Source organism: Mesorhizobium sp. (assembly GCF_041661565.1).
Classification (GTDB): Bacteria; Pseudomonadota; Alphaproteobacteria; order Rhizobiales; family Rhizobiaceae; genus Mesorhizobium.
The window spans coordinates 1-19,023 of the sequence record NZ_JBAZUD010000044.1 but is presented as its reverse complement, the minus strand read 5'-3'; the positions used below and the strand labels follow the sequence as shown (position 1 = coordinate 19,023).

Below are 19,023 nucleotides of genomic sequence, written 5' to 3'. Positions count from 1 at the left end.
ATGCTGAAGCTGCATGAAAAATCCGGGGATGACACCGTGGCGCTGATGGCCGATATCGGCCGCCGCGCCCGCGCAGCCGCCCGGCCGCTGGCCATTGCCCCCACCGCCGCCAAGAACGCCGCGCTCGCCGCCATGGCCGACGCGATCGTCGCGCGGGAGCAGGACATTCTCGACGCCAACGCCATCGACGTCTCGAATGGCGAGGAATCGGGCCTTTCCGCGTCCTTCATGGACCGGCTGAAGCTCAATCCGGCGCGCATCCGCGCCATGGCCGACGGCATTCGCGAGATCGCCGACCTCAGGGATCCGGTCGGCGATGTCATCGCCGCGTGGGACCGGCCGAACGGCCTCCATATCGAGCGCGTGCGCACGCCGCTCGGTGTCGTCGGCGTCATCTATGAGAGCCGTCCGAATGTGACGGCGGATGCCGGCGCGCTGTGCCTCAAGGCCGGCAATCCGGTGATCCTGCGCGGCGGCTCGGATTCGCTCAACTCGTCAGCCGCCATCCACGCCTGCCTGGTCGAGGGGCTGAAGGCCGCCGGCCTGCCGGAAGACGCCATCCAGTTGGTGCCGACCACCGACCGAGCCGCTGTCGGCGAGATGCTGAAAGGTCTTGGCGGCACGCTCGACGTCATCATCCCGCGGGGCGGCAAGAGCCTGGTCGGGCGGGTGCAGAGCGAGGCGCGGGTGCCGGTCTTTGCCCATCTCGAAGGCATCTGCCATCTCTATATCGACCGCTCGGCCGATCTCGACATGGCGGTCAGGATCGCCGTCAACGCCAAGATGCGGCGCACCGGCGTCTGCGGCGCCGCAGAGACCCTGCTGGTCGACCGCGCCGTGGCGGCCACGCATCTGGTGCCTATCCTCGATGCCTTGCGCGCGGCCGGCTGCGAGATCCATGCCGATGCCGACGTGCTGAAAGCGTTCTCCGATGCCAGGCCGGCGACCGAGGCCGACTGGGTGACCGAATATCTCGACGCCATCATCGCGGTGAAGCTGGTCGACGGCATCAGCGGCGCGATCGATCATATCGAGACCTTCTCCTCGCATCACACCGAGGCGATCGTCGCGGAGGATGCGCGGACCGTGGAACGGTTCTTCAACGAGATCGATTCGGCGATCCTGCTGCACAATGCCTCGACGCAGTTCGCCGATGGCGGCGAGTTCGGCATGGGGGCCGAGATCGGCATCGCCACCGGCAAGATGCACGCACGCGGGCCGGTCGGCGTCGAGCAACTGACCTCGTTCAAATACCGCGTGCGCGGATCGGGGCAGGTGAGGCCTTGACGCTGTTCGTCGATAGAGCCTGAGGCGTTGTGCGCGTGGACCCCCCTCTGCCCTGCCGGGCATCTCCCCCTCAGGGGGGGAGATCGGCTGTTGTCTACGACTTCGCCAATTACCGCCCTCGCGAGACTTGCGCCCCGCATGAAATGGCCAATCTCCCCCCTTGAGGGGGAGATGCCCGGCAGGGCAGAGGGGGGTGCTTAGCACCATGCTGTCGTCGTCCCAGTCCCCCGTCCCATCCCGCTACCTCAAAATGCCGCATGCCGAGAAAGGCCTCGCCGTCGGCCTGTTCGGCGGCTCGTTCAATCCGCCGCATGCCGGCCATGCCCTGGTCGCCGAAATTGCGCTCAGGCGCCTAGGGCTTGACCAGTTGTGGTGGATGGTGACCCCGGGCAATCCGCTGAAGAGCAGGCGTGAACTGGCGCCGCTCACCGAGCGGCTGCAATTGTCGGAGCGGATCGCCACGAACCCGAAGATCAAGGTCACTGCTTTCGAGGCGGCGCACAATGTGCGCTATACCGCCGACACGCTGGCGCTGGTCAAGGCGCGCAACCCCGGCGTCGATTTCGTCTGGATCATGGGCGCCGACTCGCTGCGCGATTTCCACCGCTGGCAGCGCTGGCGCCAGATCGTCATGACCTTCCCGATCGCGGTCATCGACCGTCCGGGCGCGACGCTGTCCTTCCTGTCGTCGGTCGTGGCCAAGACGTTCGACTATGCGCGGGTCGATGAGGGTGATGCGCCGCGGCTCGCCCGCATGAAGGCGCCGGCCTGGACCTTCATCCACGGGCCGCGTTCGTCGCTGTCCTCAAGTGCGATCCGCGAATTGGCCAAGGGCTGATCCGGCCGCGTCGCCTGAACCAATCATAGTCCGGTCGATGTCGCTTTTGCGGCGGCTTTTGTCCGAATCCTGAGCGATGCTGCCAAGGCATGGCGACCAACCGAAAACACCTTACCGCAGCCGATCGCGAAGCAGGCGACAAGCCCGCGCCGCTGATCGCGATCGCCAGCGTCATCGGGTCGATGGCGCTGATCGCCATCGGCAATGGCTTGATGTTCGCCTATATTCCGGTGCGGCTCGGCGTGGAGGGTTTCGACCCGATCTGGGCGGGGCTGATCGTCACCGGCCTCTCGGCCGGCGGCTTGGCGGGCTGCATCCTGACCGGACCGCTGGTGCGCCGTGTCGGCCATGCCCGCGCCTTCATGGTGTTGTCGGCGCTGATCGCGCTTTCCAATGCCGCCATCGGCGCCGGACCGCATCCGCTGCTGTGGATCGCGGCACGCGCACTCTACGGCTTTGCCATCTGCGGCCTGTTCATCGTCGCGCAGAGCTGGCTCAATGACGCGCTGCCCAACGCCATACGCGGGCGGGTCATGGCGGTGTTCTACGTCTCTTATGTTGCCGGATTGGGCGTGGGCTATGCGACGCTCGCCATCGTCGACATCCACACCGCCCAGGCCTCGCTGATCGGCATCATTTTCACGGCCCTGTCGATCCTGCCCGTCGGCCTGACGCGGCTTGCCCAGCCACCGGCGCCGCAGGCGGCTTCGGTCGCGTTAGGTCAGGCATGGCGCATCTCGCCGGTCGGGGTCGCCGGCATGCTGGCGGTCGGCGGCTTGTCGATGATCATCTCGGGCTTTGCGCCCATACACGCCACCGCCAAGGGCTACACGCAAGGCGATGTCGCGCTGCTCCTGTCGGCGATGCCGGTTGGAACTCTGATCCTGCAGATCCCGCTTGGCTGGCTTTCGGACCGCACGGACCGGCGCCTCGTCCTCATCGGCACCGCCATGCTCGCCATCGTGGCCAGCGTGCTTGCCATCGTCTTCGATGGCGGTGCCCTGATGGTGCTGGTGGTGATCTACCTGATCTGGGACGGCGCGGCGGAATCGATCTATTCGCTGTCCAGCGCGCATGCCGCCGATCGCGCCAAGAAGGACGAGCTTCTCGCCCTGTCGAGTTCGATGCTGTTTGCGTGGTCGCTGGCCGGCTTCGTCGTGCCGGGCATCGTCACGGCGCTTTCGGTGGTTTTTGGGACCGCGACCTTCATCTATGTCGGCATCGTCATCGCGACGCTGTTTTGCCTGTTCGTGCTATGGCGAGTGGTCGCGGCCGGGCCGGTGCCGGCAGCCGACACGGGCAGTTTCGCGCCGATGTCGGCGCAAGCGCCGTTGCCCGTGGAACTCGCCTTCGCGCCCGATGAGCCTCAGGGACGGACCAAGGACTGAACGGACTTCGGTCTGACGGAACCGCTCAATCGTTTATTGCTTACGGATTTCCGGCGACGGCGCCCCCGGCGCCGGCAGCGGTATGGAGATGCCCTCGCTGTCGAAAGCCTGCTTTGCGCGCTTGGTCATGTCGATGTTGGTCGAGAAATGGTCAGAAGCCGATGTCCAATAGCGCAGGGTGAGCGAAACGGTCGTGTCGCCGAGGCTAGCCACGAATGCGATCGGTGCCGGTTCACGGCGGATGCGTTTCTCTGCGGCGGCCAGCGCAACCAGTGTTTTCTGGGCTCGGTCGATGTCGTTCCAGGAGCCGATGCTGATCGTGATGTCGCCGCGGCGCACGCCGTTGCGCGAGAAATTGCGCACCGGCTGGTTCCAAAGGGTCGAATTGGGGGCGAGGATAAAGATGCCGTCGGCGGTGCGCAGCTTTGTCGCGAACAGGCCGATTTCCTCGATCGTGCCGGCAATGGGGCCGACCTCGACGGATTCGCCGATGCGGAACGGCCGCAGCGCCAGCAGCATGATGCCGGCTGCAATGTTCTGCAGCGTGCCCTGAAGGGCCAGGCCGATGGCGAGGCCGATGGCGCCGATGGCGGCGATGATCGACGCGGTCTGCACGCCGAACTGGCCGAGCACCATGATGACGACAAGCACCAGGATGGCATAGCGGACGATCTTGGAGAAGAATTGCCGCAACGTCTGGTCGAAGCCGTGGATGTGGCCGAGACCGGCGAAGATGGAGCGTTCAGCCAGACCGGCGACGATGTAGCCGACCACCAGCAGGATGATGGCGCCGACCGCCGAAAACGAATAGGAGACGATCAGCGTGCTCAGCTGCGCGAGGCTTGCCTGGATGGATAGAAGGGCGTTTTGCGGGTCGATCGGCATGCAGGGATTCCGGTTGGTCGATGCGCCGATAACCCCTCCCGGACGCGTGGGTTCCGATTTTTCCGGCGATGCTGCGGACTGTTGGACCCGGAGACGCGGTCGTACCAAGCGAGGCTGCGTCTTGAAAGTGCAACGGAACTCTGCCTATCTAAGCGGTGTCACCTGCTTCAGGGGGTGATTTGGTTGTTCTTGCTGCGAAAGGAAATACACTGAGAACAGCACTGCGGAAGAGGGCCGATATCGTGCCCTCGCCGGCCAGGATCAGCGTAGACGACGCCGTGTCCCGCGCCATCAAGACAGTCCTTGCCAGTCTGGAAGACTCCAAGGCCGAAAATATTGTCTCAATCGACATCCAGGGAAAATCGAGCCTCGGCGACTATATGGTCGTCGCGTCGGGCCGATCGCACCGTCATGTCTCGGCTGTCGCCGATCACCTGCTCAAGGCGCTCAAGGATGCCGGTCTCGGCACGGCGCGCGTCGAGGGGCTGTCCGGCGCCGACTGGGTCCTGATCGATTCGGGCGATATCATCGTCCACGTCTTCCGTCCCGAGGTCCGCGACTTCTACAATCTCGAAAAGATGTGGCAGGCGCCCGATCTCGAGGAAGAGACCCTCCACTAAGCCGTTTCTTGTTTGATGCGTGTCATTGTCCCAGAGCCGGTTCCCATTCCTGGGTGACATGCATCGGCGGCTTGCAGAGGCGAGGATGAAGATATCAGTTCATGCCGTGGGCCGAATGAAAACCGGCCCCGAGAGAGAGCTCGCCGACCGTTATTTCGAGCGCTTCGCCAAGAGCGGTCCGGGGGTGGGGCTTGAATTCTCCGGCGTGACCGAAATCGCCGAAGGGCGCGGCCAGGGCGCCAACGAGCGGCGGCGCGACGAAGGCCAGAAGCTGCAGGCGCAGCTGCAGCAAGGCACCGCCCTGTTCCTGCTCGACGAACGCGGCAAGAATTTCACCTCCGAAGAGTTCGCCGGCCGCATCGGCCTGCTGCGTGACGGCGGCCGCAAGGCACTGCTCATCGCCATCGGCGGGGCCGACGGCCACGACCAGCCACTGCGCGACCAGGCCGAGCTGGTGCTGTCGTTCGGCGCGCTGACATGGCCGCATCAACTGGTCCGCGTGATGCTGGGGGAACAGCTCTACCGGGCCGCCACCATCCTGTCCGGCCATCCCTATCACCGGTCCTAGAGCAGTTTACCGTTTCACGGAAACGGCAAACCGCTCTAACTCTCTGTTTTGACGCAATTCCGGACGGAAAACCGTTTCACACTTTTCCTGGAATTGCTCTAATCGGCGAGCCCCCGCCTGCCATCTGGATTTCCGCCCCAATGCGGCGTCAGACTGCACCAATCAAGGCGGCTTTCGAACATGGTTGATTGTTCGTTAACGAAGCCACGCATAGAGTCGGGCTTCAATGTTTGAAGACTGGAAATCAAGGACGGGCTCATGGCGCGTGCGCTGCGGCATAGCCGCGGCGCTGGTGCTGTCGCTCCATGCGGCGCGGGCGGAGAACACGCTCGACACGGCGCCCGATCCCGACCAGAGCCGAGCCGAATACGAGCGTGTCTCGAAGGAAATCACGCTGTCTTCCGAGCGCCTGGGCAAGCTCGCCGCCGACATCGCGACGATCAAGAAGGACCACGCGTCGATCACCGCGGCCTTGATCCAGTCGGCGATGACGGAACAGAAGCTCGGCCAGGATATCGAGGACATCGGCGCCCGGCTGGAAGGCCTGAAGGCGCAAGAAGAGAAGATCCGCGCATCGCTGGCGGCACGGCGTGACGTGCTGGCCGAGGTGCTGGGGGCGCTGCAGCGCATGGGGCTCAATCCGCCGCCGGCGATCCTTGTCAAGCCGGAGGATGCTCTGTCGTCGGTGCGCAGCGCCATCCTGCTCGGTGCCGTGGTGCCGGAGCTGCGTCAGCAGACCGACACCCTGCTGGCCGATCTCAAGGAGCAGTCGCGGGTGACGGGCTCGATCGAGGCGGAGCGGGCGCGGCTGACGGCGGCCGTGGGTGACCAGACGGCGGAAAAGAAGCGGCTTGGCATGCTGCTGGAAGCCAAGCAGAAACTCGAAGCCGACACGCAAGCCGAATTGGCCGCCGAGAAGCAGCGATCCGATGCCCTGGCGGCCAAGGCCGGCAGCCTGAAGGAGCTGATCGCCTCGCTCGAGGCGCAGGCCGACAAGACGCGCAAGGCTGCCGACGCCGCCAAGGCCGCCGCGTCCACGCCCGAACTGGCGTCGCTGCCTGTCCCGGAAGGCAACCAGCTGACCGCGTCGGCGCCTTTTTCGGCGCTGCAGGGGCAGATCGCGCTGCCGGTCACGGGCCGGATCAAGCTGCGTTTCGGCGCCGATGACGGTAACGGCGCAGTGATGCTTGGCGACATGGTTGCGACACAATCGGCGGCCATCGTCACCGCGCCGGCGGATGGGAATGTGCTTTATGCGGGGCCGTTTCGCTCGTATGGTCAACTCTTGATCCTGAACGCAGGCGACGGCTATCATGTCGTTCTGGCGGGGATGAGCAGAATCAGCGTCGCGACTGGCCAATCGGTGCTCGCAGGTGAGCCGGTCGGTGCGATGGGAGAGGCCCGGGTGGCGAGCACCTCGGCTTCGAAGAATGGAAATGCCTCGCCGGAACTCTATGTCGAGTTCCGCAAGGATGGAAAACCCGTCGATCCGGCCCCGTGGTGGGCGGACCGTTTTTCTGGAAGGACGTGAATGATGCGGAAACTGTCGCTTCTGTTTGCCGGTGCGCTGATGGGCGCGTCCGCCATGAGCCTTGTTTATGGCACACCCGGCTCGGCGGCGAACGCTGCAGGGTCGGAGACCTACAAGCAACTGGCGATCTTCGGCGATATCTTCGAGCGCGTGCGGGCCAATTATGTGACGCCGCCCGACGACAAGTCGCTGGTCGAGAACGCCATCAACGGCATGCTTGCCTCGCTTGACCCGCACTCCTCCTACATGAACGCCGAGCAGGCGCAGGACATGCGCGTCCAGACCAAGGGCGAGTTCGGCGGCCTCGGCATCGAGGTCACGATGGAGAACGACCTGGTCAAGGTGATCACGCCGATCGACGATACGCCGGCCGCCAAGGCGGGTGTGCTCGCCGGCGATTACATCGCCAAGATCGACGGCGAGGAGGTTCGCGGCCTCACCCTCAACGACGCGGTCGAGAAGATGCGCGGCCTGGTCAACACGCCGATCAAGCTGACCATCCTGCGCCAGGGTGCCGACAAGCCGATCGAGCTGACCGTGGTGCGCGACATCATCAAGGTCAAGGCGGTCAAGTTCCGGGTCGAGAACGACATCGGCTACATGAAGATCACCTCGTTCACCGAAAAGACCTATGACGACCTCGAGAACGCCATCGACACCATCAAGAAACAGGTGCCGAACGACAAGCTGAAAGGCTATGTGCTCGATCTGCGCCTCAATCCAGGCGGCCTGCTCGACCAGGCGGTGAGCGTGTCCGATGCCTTCCTCAACCGTGGCGAGATCGTCTCGACACGCGGCCGCGATCCGAAGGACGTCACCCGCTTCGACGCCAAGCCGAAGCAGGTCGACGACATCAACGGCAAGCCGATGATCGTCCTGGTCAATGGCGGCTCTGCCAGTGCGTCCGAGATCGTTGCCGGCGCACTGCAGGATCTGCGCCGCGTCACGGTGGTGGGCACGCAGTCCTTCGGCAAGGGTTCGGTGCAGACCATCATCCCGCTCGGCGAGAATGGGGCTCTGCGGCTGACGACGGCGCTCTATTACACGCCGTCCGGCAAGTCGATCCAGGGCAAGGGCATCACGCCCGACATCAAGGTCGACCAGCCTTTGCCGCCCGAACTGCAAGGCAGGGACCTGACGCGCGGCGAATCCGATCTCAAGGGCCATATCAAGGGTGCCGACGAGAGCGCGACCGGTTCGGGCTCGGCGGCTTATGTGCCGCCGGATCCCAAGGACGATCTGCAGCTCATCTATGCCGAGCAGTTGCTGCGCGGCGAGAAGACCGATCCGTCCTTCCCGCCCAATCCGGAAAAGGCCGTTCTCAACCAGTAAGCGCAGCAACAGTCTGGCTGCCTGAACGAAGCAATGCGAAGCTGCCGGGACCGAAAGGTTCCGGCAGTTTGATTCGGGGGACGCGGCGCCAGCCGGTACGGCGCTGGAACGCTTCAATCTTGAACGTGCATGCCCTTTTGGAATGCTTCCGGTTTCAAAACCGCGCGCCCGGGGACCAGGCTTGGCTGACATAGGCAAGGACATCGAACGCCCGCTCGGACAGACCGTCCGGACGCCGCGCGTTGCCCGTAAGGTCAGCTCCCGGGCGGTCGCGGCGAGCTTGGTGGTGCTGGCGGTCGTCGGCGTCTCCGGCGCCATCGCGCTCAGGGAAAAGCCGTTTCGCAAGCCCCAGGAGGTCGCGGTTTCGACACCGAAAGAAACGGCGGCCGCCGAGCCGGCCGCGTTGGCGCCCGTCGCCGCGCCAAAACCGGAGGCGCCGGTCAAGGCAGGCGGCCCGCAAATCATCCATGTGCAGACGGAGGAAGGCGATGGCCCGCCGAGGGCGGCGATCGTCATCCACGACCCGTCGACCATTGGCCAGAACTTGAAGATCGCCCATATTCCCGACACGGCGCTGATCGAACGCAGCGAAACCGGACCGTTGCCCATTCGCGCCGCCGACGGCCGCCGGCCGTTCGACGTCTATGCGCGGCCGTGGTCGGGCGCGCGCGGGGCACGGGTGGCAATCGTCATCGGCGGGCTCGCGGTATCGCAGACCGGCACCCAGGCGGCCATCGCCAAGCTGCCGGCGGAGGTGACGCTGGGCTTTGCGCCGCAAGGCAACAGCATCGGCCGGTGGATGCAGGCCGCGCGCCAGAGCGGCCATGAAGTCATCATGCAGGTGCCGCTCGAGCCATTCGACTATCCGAACGTCAACCCCGGCCGCAACACGTTGACCGTGAACGCGAGCGCCGACGAGAATTTGAAGAACCTGCACTGGGCGCTGTCGCGGACGACGAACTACACCGGTGTCATGAATTACATGGGCGCGCGTTTCTCCGCCGATGCGTCGGCGATGGGGCCGTTCATGGCCGAGCTCGGCAAGCGGGGTCTGGCCTATATCGACGACGGCTCGTCGGCACGCAGCCTGGCGCCGGACCTGGCGCTGAAGGACGGCGTGCCCTTCGTTGCCGGCGACACCGCGATCGATGCCGTGCAGGACCGTGGCGCCATCCTGAAGAAACTCGACGGGCTTGAGGCGACGGCGCGCGCCAAGGGGTTTGCCGTCGGCATCGGCTCGGCCTTCGACCTGACGGTCGACACCGTCTCGTCCTGGGTTGTCGAAGCCAAGAAGCGCGGTATCGAGATCGTGCCGATTTCAGCGGTGGCGATCGACCCGCAAAAAGGCTAGCGATCCGGCTGCCGCCAGGGAATTCTCGAGACAGGCCGGAGAGACCGCCAGATGACCAAGAAAATCGATCGTGAAACGCTGCCCTACCGGCCCTGTGTCGGGCTGATGGTCCTCAACGCGGAGGGCCTTGTCTGGGTCGGGCACCGCATCGCCGAAGCGGACAGCGAATTCGCCGGCCACACGCAACTCTGGCAGATGCCGCAGGGCGGCATCGACAAGGGCGAGGAGCCGCTGCAAGCGGCCGAGCGGGAACTCTACGAGGAGACCGGCATGCGCAGCGTCTCGCTGCTGGCCGAGGCGCCGGACTGGATCAACTATGATTTGCCTGAGCATCTCGTCGGCGTCGCCTTCAAGGGGCGGTATCGCGGCCAGACGCAGAGATGGTTCGCCTTCCGCTTCCATGGCGCGGCCAGCGAGATCCAGATCAATCCGCCGCCCGGCGGCCATACGGCGGAGTTCGACGACTGGGCATGGCGGCCTATGCGGGACCTTCCCGATCTGATCGTGCCGTTCAAGCGGCATGTCTATGAAGACGTCGTGGCGGCATTCCTGCATCTGGCGCGATAATCGGGCGGAGCCGCCGCTGTCGCGACGACCGTGGTTGCCGTGCCGGCCCTGCGGACCTATTGATGTCCATCCGCCACGAGAAGGGTCGCCATGAACGACGCCCCCAAGAGGTCGCCGCCCGAGGATTTCACCGCGATAAGCGCAGCGGCGGCCGGCGCCATTCTCACCATCGACCTTGGCGCGATCCGTGAAAATTATCGGCGGCTGACGGCCCAACTGGGCGGCGTGCGAAGCGCCGGCGTGGTCAAGGCCGACGGCTATGGGGTTGGAGCGGGCCATGTGGCCGCGGCGCTGGCGAGGGAGGGCTGCGATGTCTTCTTCGTGGCATTGCTTGGCGAGGGTGTCGCTCTGCGCAAGGCGCTTGGACCGGGCGCCGCCATTTTCGTGCTGAATGGCATTCCACCCGGCGCGGAGCCGGATGCCGTGGCGGCGGATCTTTCCGCTGTTATCAACAGCCCCGAACAACTGGCGGCATGGCGAACGGCCGCCAGTCGCGCCGGACGAAAGCTGCCGGCGGCGATCCAGGTCGACAGCGGTATGTCGCGACTTGGCATGGCGCCACCGGATGTGGAGCGCATCGGCGCCGATCCGCGCACCTTCGAGGGCATCGATATCCGGATGGTGATGAGCCATCTGGCCTGCGCCGATGAGCCGGACCACCCGGCCAACGAGCGGCAGAGAATGGCCTTCGAGCGGATGCGCCTGTTATTGCCGGCAGCGCCGGCCTCGCTCGCCAATTCGTCCGGCATCTTTCTCGGGCAACGCTTTCATTACGATCTCGCCCGGCCCGGGGCCGCGCTCTACGGCATCAATCCGACGCCGTCCAGGCCGAACCCGATGCTGCCGGTGGTGAGGCTGCAGGCCAAGGTGATCCAGACCCGGATGCTGGAAGCCGGCGCCGGTGTCGGCTATGGTCACACGTTCCACACGACCGCTCCCCTGGCAGCAGCCACGATCTCGTTCGGCTACGCCGATGGCTGGCATCGCCGCGCGGCGTCGGCGGCCTGGTTCGAGGGCGTGCGCTTGCCCTTCCTCGGGAGGGTGTCGATGGATTCGATCATTCTCGACATCTCGGCCTTGCCCCCCGGCAGGCTTAGGGATGGCGATCTCGTCGAACTGCTGGGTCCGTCGCAGAGCGTCGACGACGCGGCCGGCCATGCCGGCACCATCGGCTATGAAATCCTGACCAGCCTCGGCCCGCGCTTTCATCGGGAGTATGTCGGCGGTTGAGCGCTTTGGCCGCGCTTGACAAGCGGACGCCTGTCGGCAAGGTTTGGGTCATGAGCAACCTCGCCCATATTAGAGCCTTGTTCAGGGTCTGCCCGATCGCGGGAATTTAGCCCCGGCGCGGCCGCCTTTTGGCGCCCGTCCGAACCGGGGCATCTCTACCTGACATCATCATCCCCAAGCCAGGCGGCCTCGCGGCTGCTTTTCATCAAGCCGCCATCGGCCTGGCGGCAGGCGCGCATCCGTTCGATGCGCCAATTCACGAGGTTTGCCATGCAACATGCAACAGGACCCCACCCTCAGAGCCAGCTGCTGGTCAGCGATGCCGACCATGACAGGCTGACGGGCCTGGCGAGGGCGTTTCTCGACCGCGCGCCCGAGACGGCAGAAGATCTGCTTTCGGAAATGGATCGGGCCGCCGTCACGGACGCCGCGGCAATGCCCGCCGATGTGGTGCGAATGGGCTCCGCGGTGACAATCAGCGGCGAAGGCGGAAACACGCAGCGCATCACGCTGGTCTATCCTGGTGAAGCCGACATTGCCGAAAACAGGATCTCGGTTCTGACGCCGATGGGGACGGCGCTCATCGGTGCGGCCGTCGGGCAGCTGGTGTGCTGGAACAGCCGTGGCGGCCGGGAACTGTCGGTGACCGTTGAAGCCGTCGACATGCCCACCTCCATCCAGCAGCGGTCGTGAGCGTGGAGGCGGTGATGACAAGCCCGAATTGCCTGACGACGAAGGATTTCGCCGTTCTCGAAGTCATGCTGGAGCGTCGGCGGGCATTCGCGGATCCGATCGTGCACATGATCGAGCACAAGCTTTCAACCACGGATGTCGTGCCGATCGATTCGGTCGGACCCGATATCGTCACGCTGAACAGCAGGGTGGTGTTTTGTATCGATGCCGGTGCTTCCGAGACGCGAACCCTGGTGCAAAACGAGGTTCGCGGACCGGTCGGCTCCAGCCTGTCGCTTGCAACGCGGCGCGGGCTCTGCATGCTCGGCATGGCTGCGGGCCAGGTGGCATCGATCGAATATCCCGACGGCAGGCGTGAATCGATCCTGATCAAGGCCGTGCTCTACCAGCCGGAGGCCGCGCGACGGGCAGTCAACGATAAGTCCGAAGCCGAGGTCAGGCGACCGCATCGGCTCGCTCTCGTCTACAGCGCCGCGGCCGACAGGCAGCCTCTTGGCGAGAGAGCCGGAATGCGGCAGACAGAGGATGACGACCCCGGTCCCTCGGCGGCGTGAATGGGCAACGGCGCATGGTCTCGAAAATCGCCATCGATTTTCGCAAGGGATCATGCGCAAATCGGAATGCGGCCGCCTCCATCGTCGTCCTGAAGGACGTGGCGCGGCAAGGAGTGAGTGATGAAAATCATGGTGCTGGGCGGTGGCGTGATCGGGGTGACCACGGCGTATTATCTTGCCGAGGCCGGCCATGAGGTGACGGTGGTCGATCGCCAGAAGGGGCCGGCGCTGGAAACCAGCTTCGCCAATGCCGGCGAGATTTCACCGGGCTATGCGTCGCCCTGGGCGGGGCCGGGCGTTCCGCTGAAAGCGATCAAATGGCTTTTGATGAAACATGGCCCGCTGGTGGTGAGGCCGGCCTTCGACCCGCATATGTGGACATGGCTGGTCAAGATGCTGCGCAACTGCACCGCCGAGCGCTACGCGGTCAACAAGGCGCGCATGGTGCCGCTGGCCGAGTACAGCCGCGACATGTTGAAGGCGCTGCGCGAAGCGACCGGCATCGCCTATGACGAGCGTGCCCAGGGCACGTTGCAACTGTTCCGCACACAAAAGCAGCTCGACGGCACGGGTGGCGACGTCGAGGTGCTTAAGAAATACGGCGTCCCCTATGAAATCCTCGACCAGGACGGTTGCATCGCGGCGGAGCCGGGGCTGGCTGGCGTGCGTGAAAAATTCGTCGGCGGCCTCAGGCTGCCCGCAGATGAGACCGGCGACTGCAAGATGTTCACCGACAGGTTGGCCGAACTCTGCGTGGCGCGCGGCGTCAAGTTCGAATACGACACAACGATCTACCGGGTGCTGCGCAGTCGCAACCGCGTCAATAATATGAGCACGAGCAAGGGCTGGAGAGCCGCCGATGCCTATGTGATGGCACTCGGAAGTTATTCGGCGGCGTTCATGCGCCGGATGCGGCGCCCGATCCCGGTCTATCCGGTCAAGGGCTATTCGATGACCGTGCCGATCCAGGATGCTTCCGCGGCGCCCGTGTCGACCGTCATGGATGAAACCTACAAGGTGGCGATCACGCGCCTCGGCGATCGCATCCGGGTCGGCGGCACGGCCGAGATTTCCGGCTTCGACCTCAGGCTGCACGAATCACGGCGGCGCACGCTGGAACATTCGGTCGGCGATCTGTTCCCCGGCGCCGGCGCGATGCGGGACGCGACGTTCTGGTGCGGGTTGCGGCCGATGACGCCGGACGGACCGCCGCTGATCGGCCGCACCGAGCTCTCCAATCTCTATCTCAACACCGGGCACGGCACGCTGGGCTGGACCATGGCCTGCGGCTCGGCCAAGGTGCTGGCCGACATCATCTCGAACCGTGTGCCGGATATCGATGTCCGCGACTTGGCGCAGGAGCGTTATCAGCGATAGCGCGCCGACAGCGGCGCTCAGAATGCCTGCCTGACCCAGTCCTCGTCAAACAGCAGCCGGTAGGCCCACGGGATGGTCACGCTGGTCGGGACAGGATTGGAGTGGGCGACATAGTCGTCATAGATCGGCTTCATCCTGGCGTAGAAAGCGGGATCCAGGACCGTCAAGCCGTTCTCGGTGTCGTGGAAGAAACTGCGGTTGTTGAGATTGACCGAAGAGATGGCGACCAGCCGCTCATCGATCATCAGGATCTTGGAATGCAGCACGACATCGGGCGCCTTGAATTCGCGGATGTTGATGCGGTGGCCATATTTCTCGACAAACAGCTTGTTGAGCGCGGTCAGGAACTTGCCACCGATATCGCCCTTGAGGTCAATGCGGCCGACAATGTCGATCCTGACGCCGCGGGCGAGCGCCCGGTCGAAGGCGAGGCTTAGCTTCGGCGTCAGGTTGAGGTAGGGATTGACGATCTGGACATGGTGCCGGGCGGCATCGATCAATTCGACGAAATAGTCCTCCAGCGCATGGCCGTCTTCATAGGGCACGGAGATGAAGTGTCGCGCGTTGCCGGACGCAGACCGGCCGTCGGATCGCACCGGGATTGAAAAGGGGCGCGCCATGTTGGTGTCGGCATCGCGCAGCCACATGGTCGACAGATGGGCGGCGAGCGTGTCGACCGTGGCCGGGTCGGTGAATTCCAGGTCGAAGTCGCTCCAGTTCGAATAGTAGTTCAGCGAGAACCCGTCGGTCTTGCCATATTGCTCGAGGTCTGGATAACGCGACAGGTCGATCGGCTGGTGGAACAGGAAGCCGTCATGGATGTTGCGGCCGCCGATGATGGCACGCGAGCGGCCGGGATCCCGCGCCAGCGTCGCCAGCATCTTGACATGCATGACCTTGTGCAGTTGTGAAATCTGTTCATCGATCGGAGCGCCGCGATCAGCCCGCCAGCGGTATTCCTGCAGCTCGACATTGGGGAATTCCGCCGCCAATCGGTGCAGCATGGCGTCGTCCTTGTCGCGTTCCAGCACGTCGGTGACCATGATACGCACCTCGGTGCCGAGCGCGGCATGGTGGCGGATCAGCCGCTCGATGATGCGGCCGGAAAAATCCGCCTTGAACTCCAGCGACGACAGATAGATCAGCTTCAGCCTTGGCGCCCGGGAGAAGTCGAGCGGCAGCTCCGGGTCGCCCTTGTCTATTGCCGCGTCGGACAGCGGCGCGCCCATCAGCGCCTCGACCTTGGCGTTGAAGCCGTCACGCGACTTGCGCAGCAGCCTGGGCTCGCCGATCGGCAGAGCGCAGGTCTGCGACAGCCAGCGGCCGGCATAGAATGCACGGCCGAGGGCATCGAGGCCCTTCGGGTCCGGAGTCGGGCAGCGTTGGTAGCGGCTGTCGAAGGAGGCGAGCGCCGGATCGGCGGTTTCCTCGCGCAGGATGGTGAGCGGTGCTCCCGCCGGAGCGAGGCTGGAGCGGATGCTGGCCGCGCAGCGGTTCAGGCCGCCGCTCGGGAACAGGCTGACCGCGTCGTCTTCGCCCGACAGGCGGACGCGAAATGCAGCGCCCTTGGCGATCGTGCGTGAACCGCCGCCGGAATGGACCGTCAGCGCGCCGTCGCACGAGCCCTCGATCTCCGCCGGTTGCTTGCCCGCCTGGCGCAGCACGATCTCGACGCTGTGCGCCTGCAGCCCGGAAAAGTCGAAGGTCTTGGCTGCCGAAGGCCGTGCCCCAGCGTCGATGTAGAGTGTCTGCCGCGACACTCGCCAGCGGGCGGCGAAATGGCCGACGCCACCGCCGCCAGCGGCCGGCCGCAGATGTGTCTCGCCGACCGGCCCGGCCAGTTGCTCCATCGTCCGGTAGGTCGCCTGGAAGTTGCTGTTGCGGATCGCGTAGCGGTCGTGCCCGAAGCGGCCGGTGCCGTTGGCGCGATCCATGGCGCCTAGCTGATGGTGGGCGAGCAGGGCCAGGAACCGTTTTTCGTAGCCGCCATTGGCGGCCTCGCCGAAAAACAGCTCAGCTGCTGCTTGCGGGCCGGATGTGCCGGCCGAAATCGGCGGTCGCGCGCAGTTCTCGTGGCCTGGCCCGAGATCGCAGGTCCCAAGGCCGGCAGGGCCGGCGCAACCGGCAAGAACGGCCAGCCCGAACAAAATCAGCGTGATGAAGAAGGCGCGGCCGCTCAACCGGGCGCCCCGACCTTCAGGACGCCGAGTTGCGCAGGGTCGCGAGGCGGCATGAAACCCTGCGGGAAGACCCTGCAGACAGGAAGGGCGAAGGTGGCGATCAGCAGGTCCGCCTCGCCGCGCATCTTGCGCGGCGCCGTCCTGTCCGCGCGTATTGCCTTGGCCGAACCGACAAGCGCACCGTCGCAATCGCAGTGGTCATGACGCGCGATGTAGCAGGCGTCATGGCTCCGGCAGGCCGCGTCGAGGCGGTCGATAGGCGGGGCGGACAGATCGCCGGTGCGGGTGCCGGGACCGCAGTAATTGCCGAACACGAAAGGTGATGGGCGCGCCATGGCGTAGCGGATGGGCTTGGGCAATTCGGCTTCAGGCACTTTGGTCCAAGGGTTGGCGCATGCGGAGACGAAGAGCAGCGGCAGGATGGCAAGAACGGCTCGCATGTCTATCCGCGCCAGCTTTCCGAGAGATGTCACACCGGCAACCTGCCGATGGCCGGCGATCGTGCGCCCGATGCCACACTGGCCGATTTTGTGGCAAGGGAAAGGCGGAATGTCATGCGAACAGGGCTCGCTCGCGCTCCACCGCCTTGGTGATGAAGCCAGCGACGATCTGGATGCGGCGCAGCGGCCTCACCGATTCATGATAGACCAGCCAGTAGGCGCGGCGGATGGGGGCCACCACATCAACGGCCACCAGTTCCGGCATGGAGCGGGCAACGAAAGTGTGCAGGATGCCGATGCCGGCGCCGGAGCGCACCGCCTCGGCCTGGCCGAGCGCCGAGGAGATGGCGAAGCTGGTGCGCCAGTCCGCGCTGAACTCGGCCGCGTAGTCGAGCGAGGGGCTGACGATGAGGTCCGGCACATAGCCAATGAGCGGGTGTTGGCCGAGTTCGGCGGCTGTCTTGGGCAAGCTGTGGGCTCGCGCATAGGCGCGTGAGGCAAACAGGCCCAGCGAATAGTCGACCAGCTTTCCCGCCACCAGCCGGCCTTCGGTCGGCCGCTCGACGGTGATGGCGATGTCCGCCTCGCGGCGCGACAGGGAGAAGGAACGCGGCACCGGCACGAGCTGGATGGTGAGTTCTCGGTGCAGCGCGGTCAGTTCGCCGAGCCGCCTGGCCAGGAAGGCAACGCCAAAACCGTCCGGCGCGCCGATGCGGACCGTCCCCGAGACGTCGTCGCCCTCGCCGGCGACAGTCGACCGCGCGGCGATCATGTCGGCCTCCATGCGCTCGGCGATGTCGAGGAAGCGTTCGCCGGCAGGCGTGAGTTCGCTGCCCGTGGTCAGACGGCGGAACAGCTTGGCCCGTAGTGCCTCCTCGAGCGCGGCGATGCGGCGCGAGACGGTGGCGTGATTGAGCTCGAGGCGCCTGGCCGCGCCAAGGATCTGGCCGGCGCGCGCCACGGCGAGGAAGATGCGGACGTCATCCCAGTTCATTGGGACGGTCCGATCCAATAGCGAGCGGCGGGACGCAGGGGGGTGTCAAGGAACTCAAATCTCTCAAGTCCGCATGGCGGTAAGTTGCACCTTGTCATTTGCGGCAATTGATGCCCGCGCGTCAACCGCTCTCTATTTTCCGCACAACGGTTGCGTTCTGGCTCGCGTTGCCATTCGCCGGCCAAAGGCGGACAATGCGGCATCAAGAACCCAGGGAGAGAAATCATGATCGACTACGGTCATTTCATCGGCGGCAAGCGTGTCGCCGGGACCAGCGGCCGCAAGCAGGATGTCATGCAGCCGATGGACGGCTCCGTGCGCGGCACGGTGGCGCTGGCTTCGCAGGCCGAACTGCGCGCGGCGGTCGAGAACGCCAAGGCGGCGCAGCCCGGCTGGGCGGCCACCAATCCGCAGCGCCGCGTGCGCGTGCTGATGAAGTTCCTCGAACTGGTCGCCAGGGAATATGACGCACTGGCAGAGATCCTGGCGCGCGAACACGGCAAGACCATCGCCGACGCCAAGGGCGACATCCAGCGCGGCCTCGAAGTGGTCGAGGTCTGCATCGGCGCGCCGCATATGATGAAGGGTGAGTTCACCGATGGCGCCGGCCCGGGCATCGACGTCTACTCGATGCGCCAGCCGCTCGGCGTCGTCGCCGGCATCACGCCGTTCAACTTCCCGGCCATGATCCCGCTGTGGAAGATCGCCCCGGCCATCGCCTGCGGCAACGCCTTCATTTTGAAGCCTTCCGAGCGCGACCCCGGTGTGCCGATGCGCATCGCCGAACTGTTCCTCGAGGCCGGCCTGCCGGCGGGCATCCTCAACGTCGTCAATGGCGACAAGGAGGTGGTCGACGCGATCCTCGACGATCCCGACATCAAGGCCATCGGCTTCGTCGGCTCGACGCCGATCGCCCACTACATCTATTCGCGCGGCACCGCGGCCGGCAAGCGAGTGCAGTGCTTCGGTGGCGCCAAGAACCATATGATCATCATGCCCGACGCCGACATGGACCAGACCGTCGACGCGCTGATCGGCGCCGGCTACGGCTCGGCCGGCGAGCGCTGCATGGCGATCTCGGTCGCCGTCCCCGTCGGCAACGACACCGCCAACCGGCTGATGGAAAAGCTGATCCCGCGCGTCGAAAGCCTGAAGGTCGGCCCGTCGACGGATTCCTCCGCCGATTTC

The 19,023-nt window shown here is 65.2% G+C and carries 18 protein-coding genes; 14 read left to right on the top strand and 4 right to left on the bottom strand.

The window, feature by feature from the left end; translation table 11 throughout:
- The 3 genes from WC739_RS10440 to WC739_RS10430 all read left to right on the top strand — a co-directional run bounded on the left by WC739_RS10440 (position 1) and on the right by WC739_RS10430 (position 3,513).
- Positions 1 to 1,287, top strand: a complete 1,287-nt coding sequence (locus WC739_RS10440; RefSeq protein WP_372952953.1) for a glutamate-5-semialdehyde dehydrogenase — start codon at positions 1 to 3, stop codon at positions 1,285 to 1,287.
- 250 nt (positions 1,288 to 1,537) lie between these two features.
- The gene (locus WC739_RS10435) at positions 1,538 to 2,125 is read left to right on the top strand and encodes a nicotinate-nucleotide adenylyltransferase (protein WP_372952964.1); all 588 of its coding nucleotides are present in this window, start codon (positions 1,538 to 1,540) and stop codon (positions 2,123 to 2,125) included.
- A gap of 89 nt (positions 2,126 to 2,214) precedes the next feature.
- Positions 2,215 to 3,513, top strand: coding sequence for an MFS transporter (locus WC739_RS10430; protein ID WP_372952952.1), 1,299 nt, complete (start codon positions 2,215 to 2,217; stop codon positions 3,511 to 3,513).
- A 33-nt stretch (positions 3,514 to 3,546) separates the two neighbouring features.
- On the opposite strand, the gene WC739_RS10425 is transcribed toward WC739_RS10430, so the two are convergent.
- The gene (locus WC739_RS10425) at positions 3,547 to 4,398 is read right to left on the bottom strand and encodes a mechanosensitive ion channel family protein (protein ID WP_372952951.1); all 852 of its coding nucleotides are present in this window, start codon (positions 4,396 to 4,398) and stop codon (positions 3,547 to 3,549) included.
- A 242-nt stretch (positions 4,399 to 4,640) separates the two neighbouring features.
- Here WC739_RS10425 and rsfS point away from each other — a divergent pair, with 242 nt between their 5' ends.
- The 10 genes from rsfS (at position 4,641) to WC739_RS10375 (ending at position 14,221) form a co-directional block, all read left to right on the top strand.
- The gene (gene rsfS / locus WC739_RS10420; RefSeq protein WP_372952950.1) at positions 4,641 to 5,018 is read left to right on the top strand and encodes a ribosome silencing factor; all 378 of its coding nucleotides are present in this window, start codon (positions 4,641 to 4,643) and stop codon (positions 5,016 to 5,018) included.
- 85 nt (positions 5,019 to 5,103) lie between these two features.
- Positions 5,104 to 5,586, top strand: a complete 483-nt coding sequence (gene rlmH / locus WC739_RS10415) for a 23S rRNA (pseudouridine(1915)-N(3))-methyltransferase RlmH (RefSeq protein WP_372952949.1) — start codon at positions 5,104 to 5,106, stop codon at positions 5,584 to 5,586.
- Positions 5,587 to 5,812: 226 nt separating this feature from the next.
- A complete protein-coding gene (locus WC739_RS10410) occupies positions 5,813 to 7,117 on the top strand; it encodes a murein hydrolase activator EnvC (RefSeq protein ID WP_372952948.1) in 1,305 nt (434 codons plus the stop codon).
- Positions 7,118 to 8,449 carry a S41 family peptidase gene (locus tag WC739_RS10405; protein WP_372952947.1) on the top strand — a complete coding sequence of 444 codons (1,332 nt, stop codon included), beginning with the start codon at positions 7,118 to 7,120 and terminating at the stop codon, positions 8,447 to 8,449. It abuts the gene before it with no gap.
- A gap of 181 nt (positions 8,450 to 8,630) precedes the next feature.
- On the top strand, positions 8,631 to 9,800 hold the full coding sequence (locus WC739_RS10400) for a divergent polysaccharide deacetylase family protein (RefSeq protein WP_372952946.1): 1,170 nt from the start codon (positions 8,631 to 8,633) through the stop codon (positions 9,798 to 9,800).
- 51 nt (positions 9,801 to 9,851) lie between these two features.
- Positions 9,852 to 10,367, top strand: coding sequence for an RNA pyrophosphohydrolase (locus WC739_RS10395; protein ID WP_372952945.1), 516 nt, complete (start codon positions 9,852 to 9,854; stop codon positions 10,365 to 10,367).
- A 90-nt stretch (positions 10,368 to 10,457) separates the two neighbouring features.
- Positions 10,458 to 11,597, top strand: a complete 1,140-nt coding sequence (gene alr / locus WC739_RS10390; RefSeq protein ID WP_372952944.1) for an alanine racemase — start codon at positions 10,458 to 10,460, stop codon at positions 11,595 to 11,597.
- Between the two features lie 270 nt (positions 11,598 to 11,867).
- Positions 11,868 to 12,290, top strand: a complete 423-nt coding sequence (gene rnk / locus WC739_RS10385) for a nucleoside diphosphate kinase regulator (RefSeq protein WP_372952943.1) — start codon at positions 11,868 to 11,870, stop codon at positions 12,288 to 12,290.
- Between the two features lie 14 nt (positions 12,291 to 12,304).
- On the top strand, positions 12,305 to 12,844 hold the full coding sequence (locus tag WC739_RS10380) for a nucleoside-diphosphate kinase (protein WP_372952942.1): 540 nt from the start codon (positions 12,305 to 12,307) through the stop codon (positions 12,842 to 12,844).
- Between the two features lie 120 nt (positions 12,845 to 12,964).
- A complete protein-coding gene (locus WC739_RS10375; protein ID WP_372952941.1) occupies positions 12,965 to 14,221 on the top strand; it encodes a D-amino acid dehydrogenase in 1,257 nt (418 codons plus the stop codon).
- Positions 14,222 to 14,238: 17 nt separating this feature from the next.
- Here WC739_RS10375 and WC739_RS10370 read toward each other — a convergent pair whose 3' ends face one another.
- The 3 genes from WC739_RS10370 to WC739_RS10360 form a co-directional block, all read right to left on the bottom strand.
- Positions 14,239 to 16,401 carry a phosphatidylserine/phosphatidylglycerophosphate/cardiolipin synthase family protein gene (locus WC739_RS10370; RefSeq protein WP_372952940.1) on the bottom strand — a complete coding sequence of 721 codons (2,163 nt, stop codon included), beginning with the start codon at positions 16,399 to 16,401 and terminating at the stop codon, positions 14,239 to 14,241.
- Positions 16,398 to 16,841 (bottom strand): hypothetical protein, encoded by a 444-nt coding sequence (locus tag WC739_RS10365; protein ID WP_372952939.1) that lies wholly within the window; start codon positions 16,839 to 16,841, stop codon positions 16,398 to 16,400. Before WC739_RS10365 ends, WC739_RS10370 begins: the two co-directional genes overlap by 4 nt.
- 112 nt (positions 16,842 to 16,953) lie before the next feature.
- The gene (locus WC739_RS10360; protein ID WP_372952938.1) at positions 16,954 to 17,835 is read right to left on the bottom strand and encodes a LysR family transcriptional regulator; all 882 of its coding nucleotides are present in this window, start codon (positions 17,833 to 17,835) and stop codon (positions 16,954 to 16,956) included.
- Between the two features lie 225 nt (positions 17,836 to 18,060).
- Between WC739_RS10360 and WC739_RS10355 the strand changes: the two genes are divergently transcribed.
- The coding region (locus WC739_RS10355; protein WP_372952937.1) for an aldehyde dehydrogenase family protein at positions 18,061 to 19,023 on the top strand (963 nt) is incomplete at its 3' end.